Origin of the sequence: Mesorhizobium sp. RCC_202 (genome assembly GCF_041355295.1) — a bacterium.
Lineage (GTDB): Bacteria > Pseudomonadota > Alphaproteobacteria > Rhizobiales > Rhizobiaceae > Mesorhizobium.
Window position 1 is genome coordinate 93,711 of record NZ_JBFUPO010000014.1, and the last position, 17,563, is coordinate 111,273.

Below are 17,563 nucleotides of genomic sequence, written 5' to 3' on the forward strand. Positions count from 1 at the left end.
AACGTGACAGGTCAAAGTGACAACTTGTTGATCGACCTAAGTCAGGTCGACAGCTTGTTGATCGACCTAGTCAGGTCGACAGCTTGTTGATCATCTCCTGCGTGATCAGGCAGATGCCCTTTTCCGACACGCGAAAACGCTTGGCGTCGAGCACCGGGTCCTCGCCGACCACCAGCCCTTCCGGAACGTGAACGCCATGGTCGATGACGACGCGCTTGAGGCGGGCGTTGCGGCCGACATGGACGTCGGGCAGCATCACCACCTCTTCCAGCGTCGAATAGGAATTGATGCGCGCGCCGGTGAAGATCAGGCTTCTCTTCAGCGAAGCACCCGAGACGATGCAATCGCCCGACACCAGCGACGAAACGGCCGAGCCGCGCCTGCCATCCTCGTCATGGACGAACTTTGCCGGCGGCTTCAACTCGGCATAGGTCCAGATCGGCCAGTCGCGGTCGTATAGGTCGAGTTCTGGGGTAATGTCGGTGAGGTCGATATTGGCCTCCCAATAGGCGTCCACGGTGCCGACGTCGCGCCAATAGGCCTCGTTCTCGGCGGTCGAGCGCACGCAGGATTTGGCGAAGCGGTGGGCGATCGCCTTACCGTGCTGGACGATATAGGGGATGATGTCCTTGCCGAAGTCGCGGCTGGAGCCGGGCTCGGCGGCGTCGCGGCGCAATTGCTCCATCAGGAATTTGGTCTTGAAGACATAGATGCCCATCGAGGCCAGGGCAAACTCCGGCTTGTCGGGAATGCCGGGCGGATCGGCCGGTTTTTCGACGAAGGCGATGATGTTGTCCTTGCCGTCGACATGCATGACGCCGAAGCCGGTGGCTTCCATGCGCGGCACTTCCAGGCAGCCGACGGTGACGTCGGCATTGGCGTCGACGTGCTGACGCAGCATCAGCTCGTAGTCCATCTTGTAGACGTGGTCGCCGGCCAGGATGACCATGTATTCGGGTCCGTAGGCCTCGATGATGTCGATGTTCTGGTAGACGGCGTCGGCCGTGCCTTCATACCACTGCGTCTCGGAAACACGCTGCGACGCCGGCAGGATATCGAAGCTCTCGTTTCGCTCGGGCCTAAGGAAGTTCCAGCCGCGCTGCAGGTGGCGGATCAGCGAATGCGCCTTGTACTGGGTGGCGACGCCGAGGCGGCGGATGCCGGAGTTCAGCGCGTTGGAGAGCGCGAAATCGATGATGCGCGTCTTGCCGCCGAAATAGACGGCGGGCTTGGCGCGCCGGTCGGTCAGCTCCTTGAGGCGGCTGCCACGGCCGCCGGCCAGCACATAGGCCATGGCGTCGCGCGCCAGCGGCTGGGTTCTTTTGAGTTCTGCCATTGTTACCCTCCCAAGTAAGCTTCCCGGATCATTTGCCTTGATCCGCGACGAATTCCAGCATGATCGTCGACAGCGGCGGCAACAGCATCGTCGCCGATGTGCCGCCCCCTTCCCCGCGTGCCTCGACCGAGCCGCCATTGCCCATGCCGGTGCCGCCATAGTCGGCGGCATCCGTGTTGATGATCTCGCGCCATTTGCCCGCCTTCGGCAGCGGCACGCGATAGTTCTCGCGCGGCACCGGCGTGAAATTGGAGATGACGGCGATCGGATTGCCGTCCGGCGCGCTGCGCAGCCAGGCAAAGACCGAGTTCTCCTTGTCGTCGACGATCAGCCAGGAAAAGCCTTCCGGCTCGCAATCGCGCGCATGCAGCGCCGGCCGCGAACGATAGAGGTAGTTCAAGTCGCGCACCGTCTGCCAGACGCCGCGATGCGGCGCGAATTCGAGCAGATTCCAGTCGAGCGCGCGCGCCTCGCTCCATTCGCGGCGCTGGGCGAATTCCTGGCCCATGAACAAGAGCTTCTTGCCGGGATAGCCCCACATGAAGGCGTAGTAGGCGCGCAATGTCGCGAATTTCTGCCAGTCGTCGCCGGCGATCTTGCCCAGCAGCGTGCCTTTGCCGTGCACGACCTCGTCGTGGGAGATCGGCAGCACGAAATTTTCCGAGAAGGCGTAGGTCAGGCCGAAGGTGATGTCGTTGTGGTGGTGCTTGCGGAAGATCGGCTCCTTGGAGAGATACTCCAGCGTGTCATGCATGAAGCCCATGTTCCACTTGAAGCCGAAGCCGAGCCCGCCTTCATGGACGGGGCGCGAGACCTTCGGCCATGAGGTCGATTCCTCGGCGATCGTCACCACGCCGGGATGGTGGCCGTAGAGCTCCTTGTTCATCTTCTGCAGGAAACTGACGGCCTGCAAATTCTCGCGACCGCCCTTTTCGTTGGGGATCCACTCGCCGGCCTTGCGCGAATAGTCGAGGTAGAGCATCGAGGCGACCGCATCGACGCGCAGACCGTCGACATGGTATTTTTCGGCCCAGAACAGCGCGTTGTTGACCAGGAACGACACCACTTCGCGGCGGCCGAAATTGTAGATCGCGGTGTTCCAGTCGGGATGGAAGCCCTGGCGCGGATCGGCATGCTCGTAGAGCGCCGTGCCGTCGAAATGGACGAGCCCGTGCTCGTCGACCGGGAAATGCGCCGGCACCCAGTCGAGGATGACGCCGACGCCGGCGCGGTGGGCGCCGTCGACGAAACGGGCAAAGCCGTCGGGATCGCCGAAGCGCGCGGTCGGCGCATAAAGTCCGGTTGTCTGATAACCCCAGGACGGGTCGTAGGGATGCTCCGAGATCGGCAGGAACTCGATATGGGTGAAGCCGGTTTCGACCACATAAGGGATCAGCCGCGCGGCAAGCTCGTCCCAGGACAGGAACGTGCCGTCGTCGTGGAGCTGCCATGAACCGGCATGGACCTCGTAGATCGACATCGCCTCGCGCCGCGGATCGGCCTTGCGCCAATAGTTGCGATGCGCTTCGTCGCCCCATTTATGCGCGATCGGCGGCGCCGTCACCGAGGCGGTCGCCGGGCGCAGTTCGGATTCGAAAGCGAACGGATCGGCCTTGAGCGGCAGCCGCACGCCATCGGGACCGATGATCTCGAACTTGTAGGGCTGGCCGGCGCCGATGTCGGGGATGAACAACTCCCAGATGCCGGTGTCGCGGCGGTCGCGCATGGTGTGGCGGCGGCCGTCCCAGTCGTTGAATGCGCCGACAACCGAAACGCGCCTGGCATTGGGCGCCCAGACGGCGAAATGCACGCCGGTCGCGCCCTCATGGTCGATGATGTGGGCGCCGAGCTTGTCGAAGAGCCGCAGATGCGAGCCTTGCGCGATGTAATAGTCGTCGAGCGGGCCGAGCACCGGGCCGAAGGAATAGGGATCGGTCAGCCACCAGTCGCCGGCGGCATTTCTTGCGTGATAGCGCAGCGGCTGGCGCTTACGGATCGAAACCTTGCCTTCGAAGAAGCCGGCATCGTCGCGGCGCGAAAGCTCGCCGACTTCCTTGCCGGCCAGCGTGTGCGCCGTAACGAACTCGGCATTCGGCACGAAGCAGCGAGCGACAAAGCCGTTGCCGGCCGCCTGCACGCCAAGGACGGCAAAGGGATCGCCATGCGTTCCGGCAACAATCGCCGCGACATCACCGGCTGGCGCCAGTCCGTCCGGCCCGCTTGTCGCAGCGGTCACGCGCGGCTTCCTCATCAGGCGGTCGCCCTCCCCGGGCACCAGTCTTGTTATGGTGCATGAACGACATGCACCTTTTTGTTCGGTTCACGTCGTCACCCCAAAACCGCTGCGCACTTTTGGGCGACATGCACCTGGCCACATTGCTTGTGACCTCATGCAATCACATCAGACGGGCACGTTCCAGATTTCTTTCGCATATTGGCGGATCGTGCGATCGGAAGAGAACCAGCCGGCGCGGGCGACGTTGCGGATAGCGCGCGCGTACCAGTCGGGACTGTTGCGCCACACGGCGTCGACGTCGCGCTGGCGGTCGGCGTAGGAATCGAAGTCGGCGGCCACCATGAACCAGTCGTTCTGGTAGAGGCCGTTCATGAGATCGCGGTAACGATCGGGGTCGTCGGGCGAGAAGACGCCGGACGAAATTGCCGCCACCGCCTGCGCCAGTTCCGGCGACGCCTCGATAACCGCACGCGGATTGTAGCCATTGTTGCGGCGCTCCGCGACTTCAGCGGTGGTCAGGCCGAAAATGAAGATGTTGTCGTCGCCGACATGCTCCTTCATCTCGACATTGGCGCCGTCGAGCGTGCCGATGGTCAAGGCGCCATTCATCATGAACTTCATGTTGCCGGTACCGGACGCTTCCATGCCGGCGGTCGAAATCTGCTCGGAAAGGTCGGCGGCCGGCATCAGCACCTCGGCCAGGCTGACATTGTAGTTCGGCACGAACACCACTTTGAGCAGGCCGCGTACCGACGGATCGCCGTTGATGACCTTGGCGACGTCGTTGGCCAGTTTGATGATCAGCTTGGCGTTGTGGTAGCTGGGCGCCGCCTTGCCGCCGAAGATCTTCACGCGCGGCATCCAGTCCCGCTCGGGGTGCGAGCGGATCTGGTCGTAAAGCGCGATGGCTTCCAGGATGTTGAGTAGCTGGCGCTTGTATTCATGGATGCGCTTGACCTGGATGTCGAACAGCGCCGACGGATCGATCCTGATGCCGAGCCGGTCGGCGATGAGGTTGGCGAGCCTTACCTTGTTCTGCCGCTTGACGCCGGCGAACTTCTCGCGGAAGGCCGCGTCGTCGGCAAAAGGATCGAGCGCCTTGATGGCCTCGATGTTGTCCAGGAAGCGTTCGCCGATCGCCTCGCGGGCAAGGCCGGTCAGCCCCGGATTGCACTGGATCAGCCAGCGGCGGGGCGTGATGCCGTTGGTCTTGTTGTTGATACGGTCGGGGTAGAGCTTGTGGAGGTCGGCGAACACCGTCTCCTTCATCAGCTCGGTGTGCAGGGCAGAGACGCCGTTGATCGAATGCGAGCCGACGAAGGCGAGATTGCCCATGCGCACGCGGCGGTCGCCATTTTCCTGGATCAGCGAGATCCGGGCGATCTGCTCGTTCGAAAACCTGTCAGTCGCGCGGGCTTCGAGCAGCACCTGCGCGTTGATGGCGTAGACGATCTGCATGTGGCGCGGCAGCAAGCGCTCGAACAGCGGCACCGGCCAGCTTTCCAGCGCCTCGGGCAGCAGCGTGTGGTTGGTGTAGCCGAAGGTGCGCTTGGTGATGTCCCAGGCAAGGTCGAAGTCCATGCCGTGGACATCCATCAGGAGCCGCATCAGCTCCGCCACGGCGACCGCCGGATGGGTGTCATTCAAGTGGATCGCCGCCTTGTCGGGCAGCGATTTCAGGTCGCCATACTGGCTCAAATGCCGCTGCACGATGTCCTGCAGCGAGGCGGTCGAGAAGAAATATTCCTGGCGCAGCCGAAGCTCCTGTCCGGCCATATGGGAATCGGCCGGATAAAGCACCCGCGACAGCGCGTCGGCCTTGTTGCTTTCGGCAAGGGCGCCGATGTGGTCGCCGGCATTGAACTTGTCGAGCAGGATCGGGTCGATCGGCATGCCGGACCACAGCCGCAGCGTGTTGACGCGCTTGGCGCGCCAGCCGGCGACCGGCGTGTCGTAGGCGACGGCCAGCACATGCTCGGTCGGCTTCCAGACATGGCGTTCGAGCCTGCCGTCCTTGGAGGTGATCGATTCCACGGAGCCGCCGAAGCCGACCTCGAAAGACCGTTCGCGCCGTTCGAATTCCCACGGATTGCCATGGTCGAGCCAGTTCTCCGGCAATTCGACCTGCCAGCCGCCCTGAATTTCCTGGCGGAACATGCCGTTGGCATAGCGGATGCCATAGCCGTGGGCAGGGATGTCGACAGTCGCCATGCTTTCCATGAAGCAGGCGGCGAGCCGGCCGAGGCCGCCATTGCCAAGGGCCGCGTCCGGCTCCAGCGCCGCGATCACGTCGAGGTCGACGCCGAGCGAGGACAGCGCCTCGCGCATATTCTCCATCAGGCCGAGATTGGAGAAGGCGTCGCGCATCAGGCGCCCGATGAGGAATTCGAGCGACAGATAATAGACCCGCTTTTCCTGCCGGTCGTAGGCTTCCTTGGTCGCCTCCATCCAGTGATCGATGATGCGGTCTCGCACCACCTTGATCGAGGCCGTCAGCCAGTCATAGGGCGTGGCGACGGTGGTATCCTTGCCGACCCGGTATTTGAGCGACATCAAGACCTCTTCGGCGAGCGTCTTGGGGTCGGGATTGTCGAGAACAGGGACTTCGATCGTCATGGCGGATGTCATTTCGCCTCTCGTTCAATTGGCCTGATCATACCGGCTTTCACCGTTCGTCCCAGCCCATCTTAGTGCGTTGCAGCATAGTTTCAATCGATTTAGGCAATTGCGCGTCGGATTGCGCCCGCGACATTGCGGCGCGATCACGCCGCCAGCACTTCCGGCGGCGCCTTGGCGCCGGTCATGAAGGCGACGGCGTCGGACATCGTATATTGCTTGGGATCGATGACGGCGAGGCGACGTCCAAGGCGGTGGATGTGGATGCGGTCGGCCACCTCGAAGACATGCGGCATGTTGTGCGAGATCAGCACGATCGGCAGGCCGCGCTTCTTGACGTCGAGCATCAGCTCCAGCACGCGGCGGCTTTCCTTGACGCCGAGGGCGGCCGTCGGTTCGTCCATGATGACGACGCGGCTGCCGAAGGCGGCCGCGCGAGCCACGGCAACGCCCTGGCGCTGGCCGCCGGAGAGCGTTTCGACCGACTGGTTGATGTTCTGGATGGTCATCAGCCCGAGTTCGGAGAGCTTTTCGCGGGCAATGCGCGCCATCGCCGCGCGATCCAGCCTTCTCAGCCATTGGCCGACAAAGCCCGGTTTGCGCAGCTCGCGGCCGAGGAACATGTTGTCGGCGATCGACAGCGCCGGTGACAGGGCCAGGTTCTGGTAGACGGTCTCGATGCCGGCCAGGCGGGCCTCGATCGGCGAGCGGAAATGCACCGGCTCGCCGTTGAGCTCGATCGTGCCGGAGTCCGGGATGACCGCGCCGCAGAGCGCCTTGACCATCGTCGACTTGCCGGCGCCGTTGTCGCCGATGACGGCGAGGATCTCGCCCGGCATCAGGTCGAAATCGGCATTGTCGAGCGCCACGACCCGCCCGTAGCGCTTGTTGAGGCCTTTCGCTTGAAGGATGGGTGTCGTGCTCATGCCGAAATCTTCCTGATCCACTGATCGATGGTGACGGCGAGGATGATGAGGATGCCGACGGTGAACTCCTGCCAGAGCGAATCGACGCCGGCGAGCGCCAGACCGTTGCGGAAGACACCGACGATCAACGCGCCGAACAGCGTGCCGACGATCGACCCTCGGCCGCCGAACAGCGAGGTGCCGCCGATCACCACGGCGGTGATGGCATCGAGATTGGCGGTCTGGTTGCCGAGCGGGCTTGCCGCGCCGATGCGGCCAATGAGCGCCCAGGCGGCAATGGCGCAGATGAAGCCGGCCAGCGTGTACACGGCGATGAACACGCCGCGCGTGTTGATACCGGCAAGGCGAGCAGCCTCGTCGTCATCGCCGGTGGCGTAAACATGGCGACCGAAGGCAGTGCGATTCAGCACGTACCAGATGACGATAGCCGTCAGGATCATGGCGATGGCGCCGTAGGTCAGCACCGCGCCGCCACCAAGCCTGATCGTGTGGCCCAGCCATTGGAGCAGCGGTCCCGCCGCCTCAATGTCCTGAGCCCGCACCGTCTCGGAATGCGAGACGTAGATGACCATCGCGCCATAAACGCTCCAGCTGCCGAGCGTGACGATGAAAGGCGGCAGCTTGACCACCGCCACCAGAACCCCATTGATCAAGCCACAGACAAGACCGGTGAGCAGGCCCAGCGCAAAACTCAATTCGACCGGTACGCCGTAGGTAACGGTCAGCCTGCCCATGACAATGGACGACAGAACCATCATGGCGCCTACCGAAAGATCGATGCCGGCGGTCAGAATAACCAGCGTCTGGGCGATGCCGAGAAACGCAATGATCGTGACCTGCTGCAGCACGAGCGAAAGATTGAATGGCGCAAAGAAGCGACCTCCCGCGGCGAAGGAGAAGATCAGCACGCCGACAAGCAGCACGATGAACGGGATGGCCGTGGGATATTCGTGCAGGAAGCGCTGCAGAGTTTTGAGAAGCGAACCCCCGTCCTCGTCGAAACTCGCTACGGACTGGTCGCTGCCCTTAAGGCCGCGCTCGGCTGTTACCGAGCCGGTTGCGTCGTCGCTCATTTATCCCCTCCCAAAGGATCCCGTGTTTCGGGAAAGGGCGGCCGGAGCCGCCCTTTCGGTGAGTTTAGTCTGCGATTGCGGGTCTTAGGAAGGCGTCAGCCCCAGCAAAGTTCCGCGCCCTTCTTGCTGTCGATCGATTCGACACCGTTGACGGGCTTGTCGGTGATCAGCGTGGCCCCGGTGTCGAAGAACTGCTTGCCGGGGGTCGGCTTCGGCTTCTCGCCCGTCTTGGCGAACTTCTCGATGGCTTCCATCGCCATCGCCGCCATCTTCAGCGGATATTGCTGCGAAGTCGCGCCGATGACGCCGGCCGCGACGTTCTTGACGCCCGGGCAGCCGCCGTCGATCGAGACGACGAGCACCGAGCCGTCATCCTTGCCGGCTGCCTTGAGCGCCTGGTAACCGCCGGCCGCGGCCGGTTCGTTGATCGTGTACATCACGCTCACGTCGGGGCACTTTTGCAGCAGGGTTTCCATGGCGGTGCGGCCGCCATCCTCGGCGCCGCCAGTCATTTCGTGGCCGCAGATGCGTGCGTCGGACTCGTCGCCGTATTTTTTCGGATCCTTAACGTCGATGCCGAAGCCCTGCATGAAGCCCTGGTCGCGCAGATAGTCGACCGTCGGCTGGTTGGTGGCGAGGTCGAGGAAGGCGATCTTGGCGCTCGCGGCCTTGTCGCCCAGCGTGCCCTTGGCCCACTGGCCGATCAGCTCGCCGGCCTTGAAATTGTCGGTGGCGAAGGTTGCGTCGGCGGCGTCGATCGGATCGAGCGGCGTGTCGAGCACGATGACCAGAAGGCCAGCGTCACGCGCCTTCTTGATGGTCGGCACAATCGCGCTGGAATCGCTCGGCACAATGGCGAAGCCCTTGGCGCCGGCCGAGATCAGGTTCTCGATGGCAGCGACCTGGCTGTCATTGTCACCATCGAACTTGCCGGCAAAGGTCTGCAGCGTGAGGCCGAGTTCCTTGGCCTTGGCCTGCGCGCCTTCGCGCATCTTGACGAAGAACGGATTGCCTTCGGTCTTGGTGATCAGGCCGACGATGTCGGCCGCATGCGAGGCCGTGGCCATCGCGCCGTAGAAGGCAAGGCCAGCGACGGCCGCCTTCAGTATAGTCCATTTACCCATGATTTCCTCCCAGTGAACCACCTTGGGCGCCGGCCAACCGGCGCTTGCGGAGCGCCCACCGAAGTTCTCCCAGTGTGAGCGCAATGTCAAAAAGACACCAGTCCAGAACGGCTGTCAATAATTAAATCACTCTTATTTATTATTGACACTCTTGCGCTGTTCACACATTCTGAACGAAAAGCACAAAGGGTAAAACGACGGGAGGATCAGGGTGGAGACCGGCACTGCCAGGCACGGTTCGCCCGAGGCTTTAGAAAGCCGGCTGCATCGCGGCACCAACCAGAGCGGCATGCGCGACCACAATGAACGGCTCGTGCTTTCCCTGGTGCGCCAGCATGGCAGCCTGGCCAAATCCGACATTGCGCGCATGACCGGTCTCTCGGCGCAGACCGTGTCGGTGATCATGCGCGAACTCGAGGAAGACAAGCTGCTGGTGCGCCAGGCGCCGATGCGCGGCAAGATCGGCCAGCCCTCGATCCCCATGGCGCTCAACCCGGAAGGCGCCTTCTTCATCGGCCTCAAGATCGGCCGGCGCTCGGCCGAGCTGGTGCTGATCGACTTCCTCGGCAATGTGCGCGCCATGCTGCAGAACTCCTACCGTTATCCGGCGCCCCGCGAGACGGTCGAATTCGTCACCGACGGCATCAAGACGATGCGCGCCGAGCTGACGCCGGCGCAGGACAAGCGCATCGCCGGCCTCGGCATCGCCATGCCGTTCGAATTGTGGAACTGGGCCGATACGGCGGGCGCGCCACGCGACATCATGGATGAATGGCGCCACCGCGACATCCGCGCCAACATCCAGGCGCAATGCGACTTCCCGGTCTATCTGCAGAACGACGCGACGTCGGCCTGCGGGGCCGAGCTCGTCTTCGGCCGCGCCGGCGGCGCGCGCGATTTCGTCTATTTCTACATCGGCGCCTTCGCCGGCGGCGGTATCGTGCTCAACGGCCGGCTCTACAGCGGGCCGAACGGCAATGCCGGCGCGCTGGGCTCGATGCCGGTGCCGGGACCCGACGGCAAGCCCGCGCAGCTCATCGACGTCGCCTCGATCGCCATGCTGGAAAAGGCCCTGTCGGCCAAAGGCATCGACGGCTCCTATCTTTGGACCTCGCCGCAGGAATGGGGCGAGATCGGCGCCGAGCTCGACGACTGGATCGCCAGCGCGGCGCGCGCGCTCGCCTACGCCATCGTCGCCGCCTGCTCGGTCATCGATTTCGAGGCCGCGGTGATCGACGGCTGGATGCCGCTGACCGTCCGCCGCCGGCTGGTCGACGCCGTCACCGAAGCGATCGCGCGCATCGACGCGGAAGGATTGAAGCTGCCCATCGTGCGCGAGGGAACCGTCGGCATCCACGCACGCGCGCTGGGCGGCGCCAGCCTGCCGCTTTCCGAGCGTTTTCTCATCGGGCCGAACACGTCCGGGGGTGCCTGACCATGCTGATCGGCATTCCGTCGCTGCTCGGGCCCGAGTTCCTGGCGACGCTGCGGGCTATGGGCCATGGCGACGAGATCGCCATCGTCGACGGCAACTACCCGGCCGAGGAGCAGGCGCGGCGGCTGATCCGCGCCGACGGCCACCATATCATCGCGGTGCTCGACGCCGTGCTTGCCGTCCTGCCGGTGGACGAGGCGGTGCCGCAGGCGCTGTTCCGCGCCTCGGTGAAGGGCGACCCCACACTCGCCGATCCCGTGCATCATGAGATGGAAGATGTGTGCGCCAAGCGTGCGCCAGGCCACAAGGTGGTTGCGCTGGCCGGACCCGACTTCTATGCACGCGTCAAGGCCGCGCACGCCATCGTGGCGACCTCAGAACCCAGGCTTTTTGCCAACATCATCATCCGCAAGGGCGTGATCCATCCGCCGGAGACCGACAAGACATGATCCTTTGCTGTGGCGAAGCCCTGATCGACATGCTGCCGCGCATAACGACCGAGGGCGAAGCCGCCTTCGCGCCCTATGTCGGCGGCGCGGTGTTCAACTCGGCGATCGCGCTCGGACGCCTGGGCGCGCCGGCGGGCTTCTTCTCCGGCCTCTCCTCGGATCTGTTCGGCGGCCAGTTCCGCGACGCGCTGGGGGCGAGCAAGGTAAGCTCGACCTACGCGCACACCTCGCCCCGGCCGACGACGCTCGCCTTCGTGCGGCTCACCAACGGCCAGGCGACCTATACCTTCTATGACGAGAACACCGCCGGCCGCATGCTGACCATCGAGGATCTGCCGAAGCTCGGCACCGAGATCGAGGCGATGTTGTTCGGCGCCATCAGCCTGATCTCGGAGCCGGCCGGATCGGCCTATGAGGAGTTCATGCGGCGCGAGCACGAAGCCCGTGTGATGATGCTCGATCCTAACATCCGGCCGAACTTCATTCCGGACAAGGCCAAGCATCTCAGGCGCATCCGCGAGATGATGGCGATGGCCGACATCGTCAAGCTCTCGGACGAGGACCTCAAATGGTTCGACGAGGCCGGCTCGCATGAGGACGTGGTGCGCAACTGGCTGGACCGCGGGCCGAAGCTGATCGTCGTCACCCATGGCAGCGAAGGCGCCGTCGGCTACAGCAAGGCGCACAGGGTCACGGTGATGCCGCAGAAGGTGAAGGTGGTCGACACGGTCGGCGCCGGCGACACGTTCAACGCCGGCATCCTGGCTTCGCTGCACGAGCAGGGCCTGCTGACCAAGGCGGCTATCGGCGACCTGCCGGAGGACGCGATCCGCAAGGCGCTGGAGCTTGGCGCCAGGGCCGCGGCCGTGACGGTTTCGCGGGCCGGAGCCAACCCACCCTGGCGCCACGAGATCGGCTGAACGGAGGCCGAGAGGCCCACGACACCCGATCACTTTATGTTTCCAAAGGCCCGAGCGACGCGATATAAAGCGTTGAAAATGCTCGCGGAAGCTTGGATTTCCGGCCTCCCAGGGCGATATGCCGGCAAACAGCGGTAACAGGCTGCGACACTGACGCAATTCGGCCTGGCCGTGGCCGGCTTTCTCAGCCGCGCCAAGTCTGGTACCAGCGGGCGGTTTTATTGGCATTTGAGGCCGACATGCAATTCATCGATCTTGGCGCGCAGCGCGAACGAATCCGCGACCGGCTCAAGGCCGCCATCGACAAAGTCGTCGAGGAAGGCCGCTATATCCTCGGACCGCAGGTCACCGAATTCGAGAACAAGCTTGCGGCCTATATCGGCGTCAAGCATGTCGTGGCCTGCGCCAACGGCACCGACGCACTGCTCCTGCCGCTGTTTGCCGCCGGCATCGGCCCGGGCGACGCGGTGTTCGTGCCGAGCTTCACCTTCGCCGCCACGGCCGAAGTGGTGGCGCTGGCCAAGGCCGAGCCGGTCTTTGTCGACGTCGACCGCACCAGCTACAACATCGACATCGCCAGCCTCGAGGCGGCGATCGAGATGGTCAAGAAGGAAGGCCGGCTGAAGCCGAAGGCGATCATCCCGGTCGACCTGTTCGGGCTTTCCGCCGACTATGAGGCGATCATGGCGATCGCCAATCGCGAGAACCTTCTGGTGATCGAGGACGCCGCCCAGTCGATGGGCGGTTCCGCCGACACCAAGATGTGCGGCGCCTTCGGCCATGTCGGCGCGACCAGCTTCTATCCGGCGAAGCCTCTCGGATGCTACGGCGACGGCGGCGCGATGTTCACCAATGACGGCGCGCTGGCCGACAAGCTTAGGTCCTTCGCGTTCCACGGCAAGGGCGAGACGCAGTACGACAATGTCCGCGTCGGCATCAATTCGCGCCTCGACACGCTGCAGGCGGCAATCCTGATCGAGAAGCTCGCCATCCTCGAGGACGAGATGGTCGCCCGCCAGGTCGTTGCCGACCGCTATGCGGCGGGTCTCGGCGACATCGTCAAGGCATCGCGCAATCTGGGCCATGGCCGCTCGGCCTGGGCGCAATACGCCATCGAGACGCCGAAGCGCGACGGGCTGAAGGCGCATCTCGGCGAAAAGGGCATTCCGTCGGTGATCTATTACGTGAAGCCGCTGCACGAGCAGGTGGCTTACAAGAACTACCCGCGCACCCCGACCGGGTTGGCTGTGTCGGAAGAGCTGCCGAAGCAGATCCTCTGCCTGCCGATGCACGCCTATCTCAGCGAAGCCGACCAGGATCGGATCATCGAGACGATCAGGAATTATATCGGCTCGAATTCGGCGCATGTCGCGGCGGCTTAAGGAGCCCGTCGCACCTTCCGTTCGTCATCCTCGGGCTTGACTCGAGGATCCATGCCGTGACCTTCGACGTCGATCGCAACGGTGCGGAATTCTGTAACCGCTGCAACGCTTTAGCGTAACGGCATCGATCCCAGGGTCTGCGCGCGTCGCTTCGCTCCTTGCTTCGCCCTAGGAGACGAAGCGATGACTGGCGGCCACCAATCGCTGACGTTTAAGCCGCGCTCTTCCCCGTCGCGATAAAATGTGGATTCGCGAAATCGCTGTCGCTCGCCTGGTTTCGCTTGCCGTAGGTGAGCGGCGCGCCGTCAAGCGTGCGCGTCATGCCACCGGCGGCGCGCAGCACGGCGTCACCTGCTGCCGTGTCCCATTCCATGGTGCGGCCGAAGCGCGGGTAGACATCGGCTTCCGCCGCGGCGAGCAGGCAGAATTTCAGCGATGAGCCGACCGAGACGATCTCGGCAGCCCCAAGATCACGGATAAAGGCATCGGTTTCCGGCGTGTTGTGCGAGCGGCTGGCGACGACGGCGAGCGGCGTGACCCCTGCCCGCACGGTGATCGGCCGGCGGCCGACTATGCGATAATCGGCGTCGACCTCCAGGGCCTCGGCGTTGCCCGGTCGTCCGGTGAAAAAACGCCCTGTGCAAGGCGCGTAGACGACGCCCACTTCCGGTACGCCGTGGCGCACCAACGCGATGTTGACGGTGAAGTCGGTGCGCCGGTTGACGAATTCCTTGGTGCCGTCGAGCGGATCGATCAGGAAGAAGGCGCCGTCGAGATCGGGCGTGGCGACGCCCGCCGCAACCTCCTCTTCGGCCACGCAAGGGATATCCGGATAGGCGGCACGCAGGCCGGCAAGGATGATCTTCTCGCTTTCGCGATCGGCTTCGGTGACCGGCGAAGAATCGGCCTTGCTGTCGACCGCGCAGCCTTCATGGAAGACGCGCATCACCTCGCGCCCGGCATCGAGCGCCAGGCGCTCGAACACGCCGAGCATGGCTTGGTCGTCAGATACCGCCGCCATTGTCGTACTGGTCCTCGGCAATGTCGCGCTCATCCAGCCAATGCTCCAGGGCTTCCGCCATCTCTTCCGGCTTCTTGCCGAGCGTCTTCAGATGGATTTCCGGGTTCAGCGGCGCCTCGTAAGGCGAATCGACGCCGGTGAAGTTCTTGATCTCGCCGCTCAAGGCGCGCGCGTAAAGGCCCTTCGGATCGCGGCGGGCGCATTCCTCGAAGGGCGTGTCGACGAACACCTCGACGAACTCACCCTCCGCCATCAGCTCACGCGCCACGCGCCGCTCGGCGGCGAAGGGCGAGATGAAGGAGACGATGACGATCAGGCCTGCATCGGCCATCAGCTTGGCCACCTCGGCGACGCGGCGGATGTTTTCCACGCGATCGGCGTCGGTGAAGCCGAGATCACGGTTGAGGCCGTGACGGACATTGTCGCCATCGAGGATGTAGGTATGGCGTCCCGACGCGAACAGCTTCTTTTCGAACAGGTTGGCGATGGTCGACTTGCCGGAGCCGGAGAGCCCGGTGAACCAGAACACGGCAGGGCGCTGGTTCTTCAAGTCGGAACGGCCGCGCTTGCCGACGTCGAGCGATTGCCAGTGGATGTTTTCGGCGCGGCGCAGCGAATGCAGGATCATGCCGGCGCCGACGGTGGCGTTGGTGATGCGATCGATCAGGATGAAGGCGCCGGTGGTGCGGTTCTCGCCAAAGGCATCGAACGCGATCGGCGCACGCGTCGAGATGTTGCAGATGCCGACTTCGTTCATCTCGAGCGACTTCGCCGCCTCGCGGGCGAAATCGTTGACATTGACGCGGTATTTCAGATCGGTGACGGTGGCGCTGGTTTGGTCTGTCTCGGTGCGCAGAATGTAGGAGCGGCCAGGCAGCAACGCCGCCTCGTCGAACCAAACGATGTTGGCGGCGAACTGGTCGGCGACCTGCGGTCGCGCCGCCGGCGACACCAGCATGTTGCCTCTGGAAACCTCGACCTCGTCATCGAGCACGAGCGTGATGGCCTGACCGGCGACCGCCTGGGCGAGATCGCCGTCCTGGGAGACAATGCGCTTGATCCGCGAGGCCTTGCCGGACTTGGCGACGACGACCTCGTCGCCCTGCGCGACGGAACCGGACGCGATCGTGCCGGCAAAACCGCGGAAGTCGAGATTGGGCCGGTTGACATATTGCACCGGAAAACGGAACGGCAGCTCCGCCGCGGCTTCGTCGACCGAGACGGTTTCGAGATGCTCGATCAGCGACGGGCCGGAGTACCACGCCGTCTTGTCCGAGCGGCTGGTGACATTGTCGCCATAGCGGGCCGACATCGGGATCGGCGCGATCGTCTGGAAGCCAAGCTCTTGCGAGAACTGGCGGTAATCCTCAACGATGCGGTCGAACACCGCCTGGTCGAAATCGACTAGATCGATCTTGTTGACGGCCAGCACGATGTGGCGGATGCCGAGCAGCGAGGCGATGATCGAATGGCGCCGGGTCTGGCGCAACACGCCCTGGCGCGCGTCGATCAGCACGATGGCGAGATCGGCGGTCGAAGCACCGGTCGCCATGTTGCGCGTATACTGCTCATGGCCAGGGGTGTCGGCGACGATGAACTTGCGCTTGGGCGTGGCAAAGAAGCGATAGGCGACGTCGATGGTGATGCCCTGCTCGCGCTCCGCCTCCAGTCCGTCGACCAGCAGCGCGAAATCGATATCGTCGCCGGTGGTGCCGTGCTTGCGCGAGTCCTTCTCGAGCGCGGCAAGCTGGTCCTCGAAGATCTGCTTGGTGTCGGAGAGCAGGCGGCCGATCAGCGTGGACTTTCCGTCGTCGACCGAACCGCAGGTGAGGAAGCGCAGCAGCGACTTTTTCTCCTGCGCGGCCATGTAGTCGCGGATCTGATCGGTCGGGGCGAGGCTCTTGGCCATGATGTGGCGCATTCTCAGAAATAACCCTCGCGCTTCTTCTTTTCCATCGAGCCCGCCTCGTCGCGGTCGATGAGGCGGCCCTGGCGCTCGGAGGTCCGCGCCGTCAGCATCTCGCCGACGATCGCTTCCAGCGTGTCGGCTTCGGATTCGATGGCGCCGGTCAGCGGATAGCAGCCCAGCGTGCGGAAGCGCACCAGGCGGTTCTCGATCGTCTCGCCGGGACGCAACTGCATGCGATCGTCGTCCTTCATGATCAGCATGCCGTCGCGCTCGACCACGGGGCGCTCCTTGGCGAAATAGAGCGGCACGATCGGAATGCTTTCCTGCAGGATGTACTGCCAGATATCGAGCTCGGTCCAGTTGGACAGCGGGAAGACGCGGATCGATTCGCCCGGCGCGATGCGGGTGTTGAAGATCTTCCACATTTCCGGCCGCTGGTTCTTCGGATCCCAGGCGTGCTGGGCGTTGCGGAAGGAGAAGATGCGCTCCTTGGCGCGCGATTTCTCCTCGTCGCGGCGCGCGCCGCCGAAGGCGGCGTCGAAGCCGTATTTGTCGAGCGCCTGGCGCAGCGCCACCGTCTTCATCACATGGGTGTGGGTGTTGGAGCCGTGGTCGAAGGGATTGATGCCGTCGCGCACGCCGTCTTCGTTGACATGGACCAGCAGGTCGAAGCCGAGCTTCTGCGCCATCTGATCGCGAAAGGCGATCATCTCGCGGAACTTCCAGGTTGTATCGACATGCAGGAACGGAAAAGGCGGCTTGGCGGGATAGAACGCCTTCATCGCCAGATGCATCAGCACCGAGGAATCCTTGCCGACCGAATAGAGCATCACCGGCTTGGAAAAAGAGGCGGCGACCTCCCGGAAGATGTGGATGGATTCGGCCTCGAGCCGCTGCAGATGCGTAAGCGCGATGTTCATGGACTGTTGAGCATTCTCTCGTGCCGCCGAACGAAATCTTGCGTTTTGGGGCGAAAGCCGTACGCCGGGCCAGGTTCGATCGGGACAATCTGTTTCGTGCAGGCGTTCTAACAGATCGGCACCGCCGATAACAATGCAAGACGCGTGTGGAGCACCCTGGTTCGGGAACGAATTTTCCAGCCAAGCCCGGCCCGGCGAAAAATCTTACCTATGGAT

13 protein-coding genes are annotated in these 17,563 nt (G+C 63.7%); 4 read left to right on the top strand and 9 right to left on the bottom strand.

The genetic code is table 11. From position 1 onward, the window contains the following. Nucleotides 1-70: 70 nt before the first annotated feature. The 6 genes from glgC to AB6802_RS26540 form a co-directional block, all read right to left on the bottom strand. Nucleotides 71-1,336: a glucose-1-phosphate adenylyltransferase gene (gene glgC, locus AB6802_RS26515; RefSeq protein ID WP_371013158.1), complete on the bottom strand. Its 1,266-nt coding sequence runs from the start codon at nucleotides 1,334-1,336 to the stop codon at nucleotides 71-73. Nucleotides 1,337-1,364: 28 nt separating this feature from the next. Then, nucleotides 1,365-3,587: a 1,4-alpha-glucan branching protein GlgB gene (gene glgB, locus AB6802_RS26520; protein ID WP_371013159.1), complete on the bottom strand. Its 2,223-nt coding sequence runs from the start codon at nucleotides 3,585-3,587 to the stop codon at nucleotides 1,365-1,367. Between the two features lie 150 nt (nucleotides 3,588-3,737). Beyond that, entirely contained in the window at nucleotides 3,738-6,200 is a 2,463-nt protein-coding gene (locus AB6802_RS26525; RefSeq protein ID WP_371013160.1) for a glycogen/starch/alpha-glucan phosphorylase, read from the bottom strand. 134 nt (nucleotides 6,201-6,334) lie between these two features. Further along, nucleotides 6,335-7,114 carry an ATP-binding cassette domain-containing protein gene (locus AB6802_RS26530; protein WP_371013161.1) on the bottom strand — a complete coding sequence of 260 codons (780 nt, stop codon included), beginning with the start codon at nucleotides 7,112-7,114 and terminating at the stop codon, nucleotides 6,335-6,337. Continuing rightward, nucleotides 7,111-8,187 carry an ABC transporter permease gene (locus tag AB6802_RS26535; RefSeq protein WP_371013162.1) on the bottom strand — a complete coding sequence of 359 codons (1,077 nt, stop codon included), beginning with the start codon at nucleotides 8,185-8,187 and terminating at the stop codon, nucleotides 7,111-7,113. Before AB6802_RS26535 ends, AB6802_RS26530 begins: the two co-directional genes overlap by 4 nt. Before the next feature lie 95 nt (nucleotides 8,188-8,282). After that, entirely contained in the window at nucleotides 8,283-9,311 is a 1,029-nt protein-coding gene (locus tag AB6802_RS26540; protein WP_371013163.1) for a sugar ABC transporter substrate-binding protein, read from the bottom strand. A 211-nt stretch (nucleotides 9,312-9,522) separates the two neighbouring features. On the opposite strand from AB6802_RS26540, the gene AB6802_RS26545 reads away from it, so the two are divergent. The 4 genes from AB6802_RS26545 to AB6802_RS26560 all read left to right on the top strand — a co-directional run bounded on the left by AB6802_RS26545 (nucleotide 9,523) and on the right by AB6802_RS26560 (nucleotide 13,497). Continuing rightward, entirely contained in the window at nucleotides 9,523-10,746 is a 1,224-nt protein-coding gene (locus AB6802_RS26545) for an ROK family protein (RefSeq protein ID WP_371013164.1), read from the top strand. 2 nt (nucleotides 10,747-10,748) lie between these two features. Next, a complete protein-coding gene (locus AB6802_RS26550) occupies nucleotides 10,749-11,195 on the top strand; it encodes an RbsD/FucU family protein (protein WP_371013165.1) in 447 nt (148 codons plus the stop codon). After that, nucleotides 11,192-12,115, top strand: a complete 924-nt coding sequence (locus AB6802_RS26555) for a carbohydrate kinase (RefSeq protein ID WP_371013166.1) — start codon at nucleotides 11,192-11,194, stop codon at nucleotides 12,113-12,115. Before AB6802_RS26550 ends, AB6802_RS26555 begins: the two co-directional genes overlap by 4 nt. A gap of 239 nt (nucleotides 12,116-12,354) precedes the next feature. Further along, nucleotides 12,355-13,497 carry a DegT/DnrJ/EryC1/StrS family aminotransferase gene (locus AB6802_RS26560; protein WP_371013167.1) on the top strand — a complete coding sequence of 381 codons (1,143 nt, stop codon included), beginning with the start codon at nucleotides 12,355-12,357 and terminating at the stop codon, nucleotides 13,495-13,497. Between the two features lie 211 nt (nucleotides 13,498-13,708). On the opposite strand, the gene cysQ is transcribed toward AB6802_RS26560, so the two are convergent. Genes cysQ through cysD form a run of 3 tightly spaced genes read right to left on the bottom strand, consistent with a single transcriptional unit; the run spans nucleotide 13,709 to nucleotide 17,347 of the window. Then, on the bottom strand, nucleotides 13,709-14,491 hold the full coding sequence (gene cysQ, locus AB6802_RS26565; protein WP_371013188.1) for a 3'(2'),5'-bisphosphate nucleotidase CysQ: 783 nt from the start codon (nucleotides 14,489-14,491) through the stop codon (nucleotides 13,709-13,711). Nucleotides 14,492-14,501: 10 nt separating this feature from the next. Then, a complete protein-coding gene (gene cysN / locus AB6802_RS26570) occupies nucleotides 14,502-16,439 on the bottom strand; it encodes a sulfate adenylyltransferase subunit CysN (RefSeq protein ID WP_371013168.1) in 1,938 nt (645 codons plus the stop codon). A gap of 2 nt (nucleotides 16,440-16,441) precedes the next feature. Beyond that, entirely contained in the window at nucleotides 16,442-17,347 is a 906-nt protein-coding gene (gene cysD / locus AB6802_RS26575) for a sulfate adenylyltransferase subunit CysD (protein ID WP_371013169.1), read from the bottom strand. Nucleotides 17,348-17,563 lie beyond the last annotated feature (216 nt).

Coding starts and splice junctions, on each gene's coding strand:
- glgC (WP_371013158.1), bottom strand. CDS start 1,336: ATGGCAGAACTCAAAAGAACCCAGCCGCTGGCGCGCGACGCCATGGCC.
- glgB (WP_371013159.1), bottom strand. CDS start 3,587: ATGAGGAAGCCGCGCGTGACCGCTGCGACAAGCGGGCCGGACGGACTG.
- AB6802_RS26525 (WP_371013160.1), bottom strand. CDS start 6,200: ATGACATCCGCCATGACGATCGAAGTCCCTGTTCTCGACAATCCCGAC.
- AB6802_RS26530 (WP_371013161.1), bottom strand. CDS start 7,114: ATGAGCACGACACCCATCCTTCAAGCGAAAGGCCTCAACAAGCGCTAC.
- AB6802_RS26535 (WP_371013162.1), bottom strand. CDS start 8,187: ATGAGCGACGACGCAACCGGCTCGGTAACAGCCGAGCGCGGCCTTAAG.
- AB6802_RS26540 (WP_371013163.1), bottom strand. CDS start 9,311: ATGGGTAAATGGACTATACTGAAGGCGGCCGTCGCTGGCCTTGCCTTC.
- AB6802_RS26550 (WP_371013165.1), top strand. CDS start 10,749: ATGCTGATCGGCATTCCGTCGCTGCTCGGGCCCGAGTTCCTGGCGACG.
- AB6802_RS26555 (WP_371013166.1), top strand. CDS start 11,192: ATGATCCTTTGCTGTGGCGAAGCCCTGATCGACATGCTGCCGCGCATA.
- AB6802_RS26560 (WP_371013167.1), top strand. CDS start 12,355: ATGCAATTCATCGATCTTGGCGCGCAGCGCGAACGAATCCGCGACCGG.
- cysQ (WP_371013188.1), bottom strand. CDS start 14,491: ATGCTCGGCGTGTTCGAGCGCCTGGCGCTCGATGCCGGGCGCGAGGTG.
- cysN (WP_371013168.1), bottom strand. CDS start 16,439: ATGCGCCACATCATGGCCAAGAGCCTCGCCCCGACCGATCAGATCCGC.
- cysD (WP_371013169.1), bottom strand. CDS start 17,347: ATGAACATCGCGCTTACGCATCTGCAGCGGCTCGAGGCCGAATCCATC.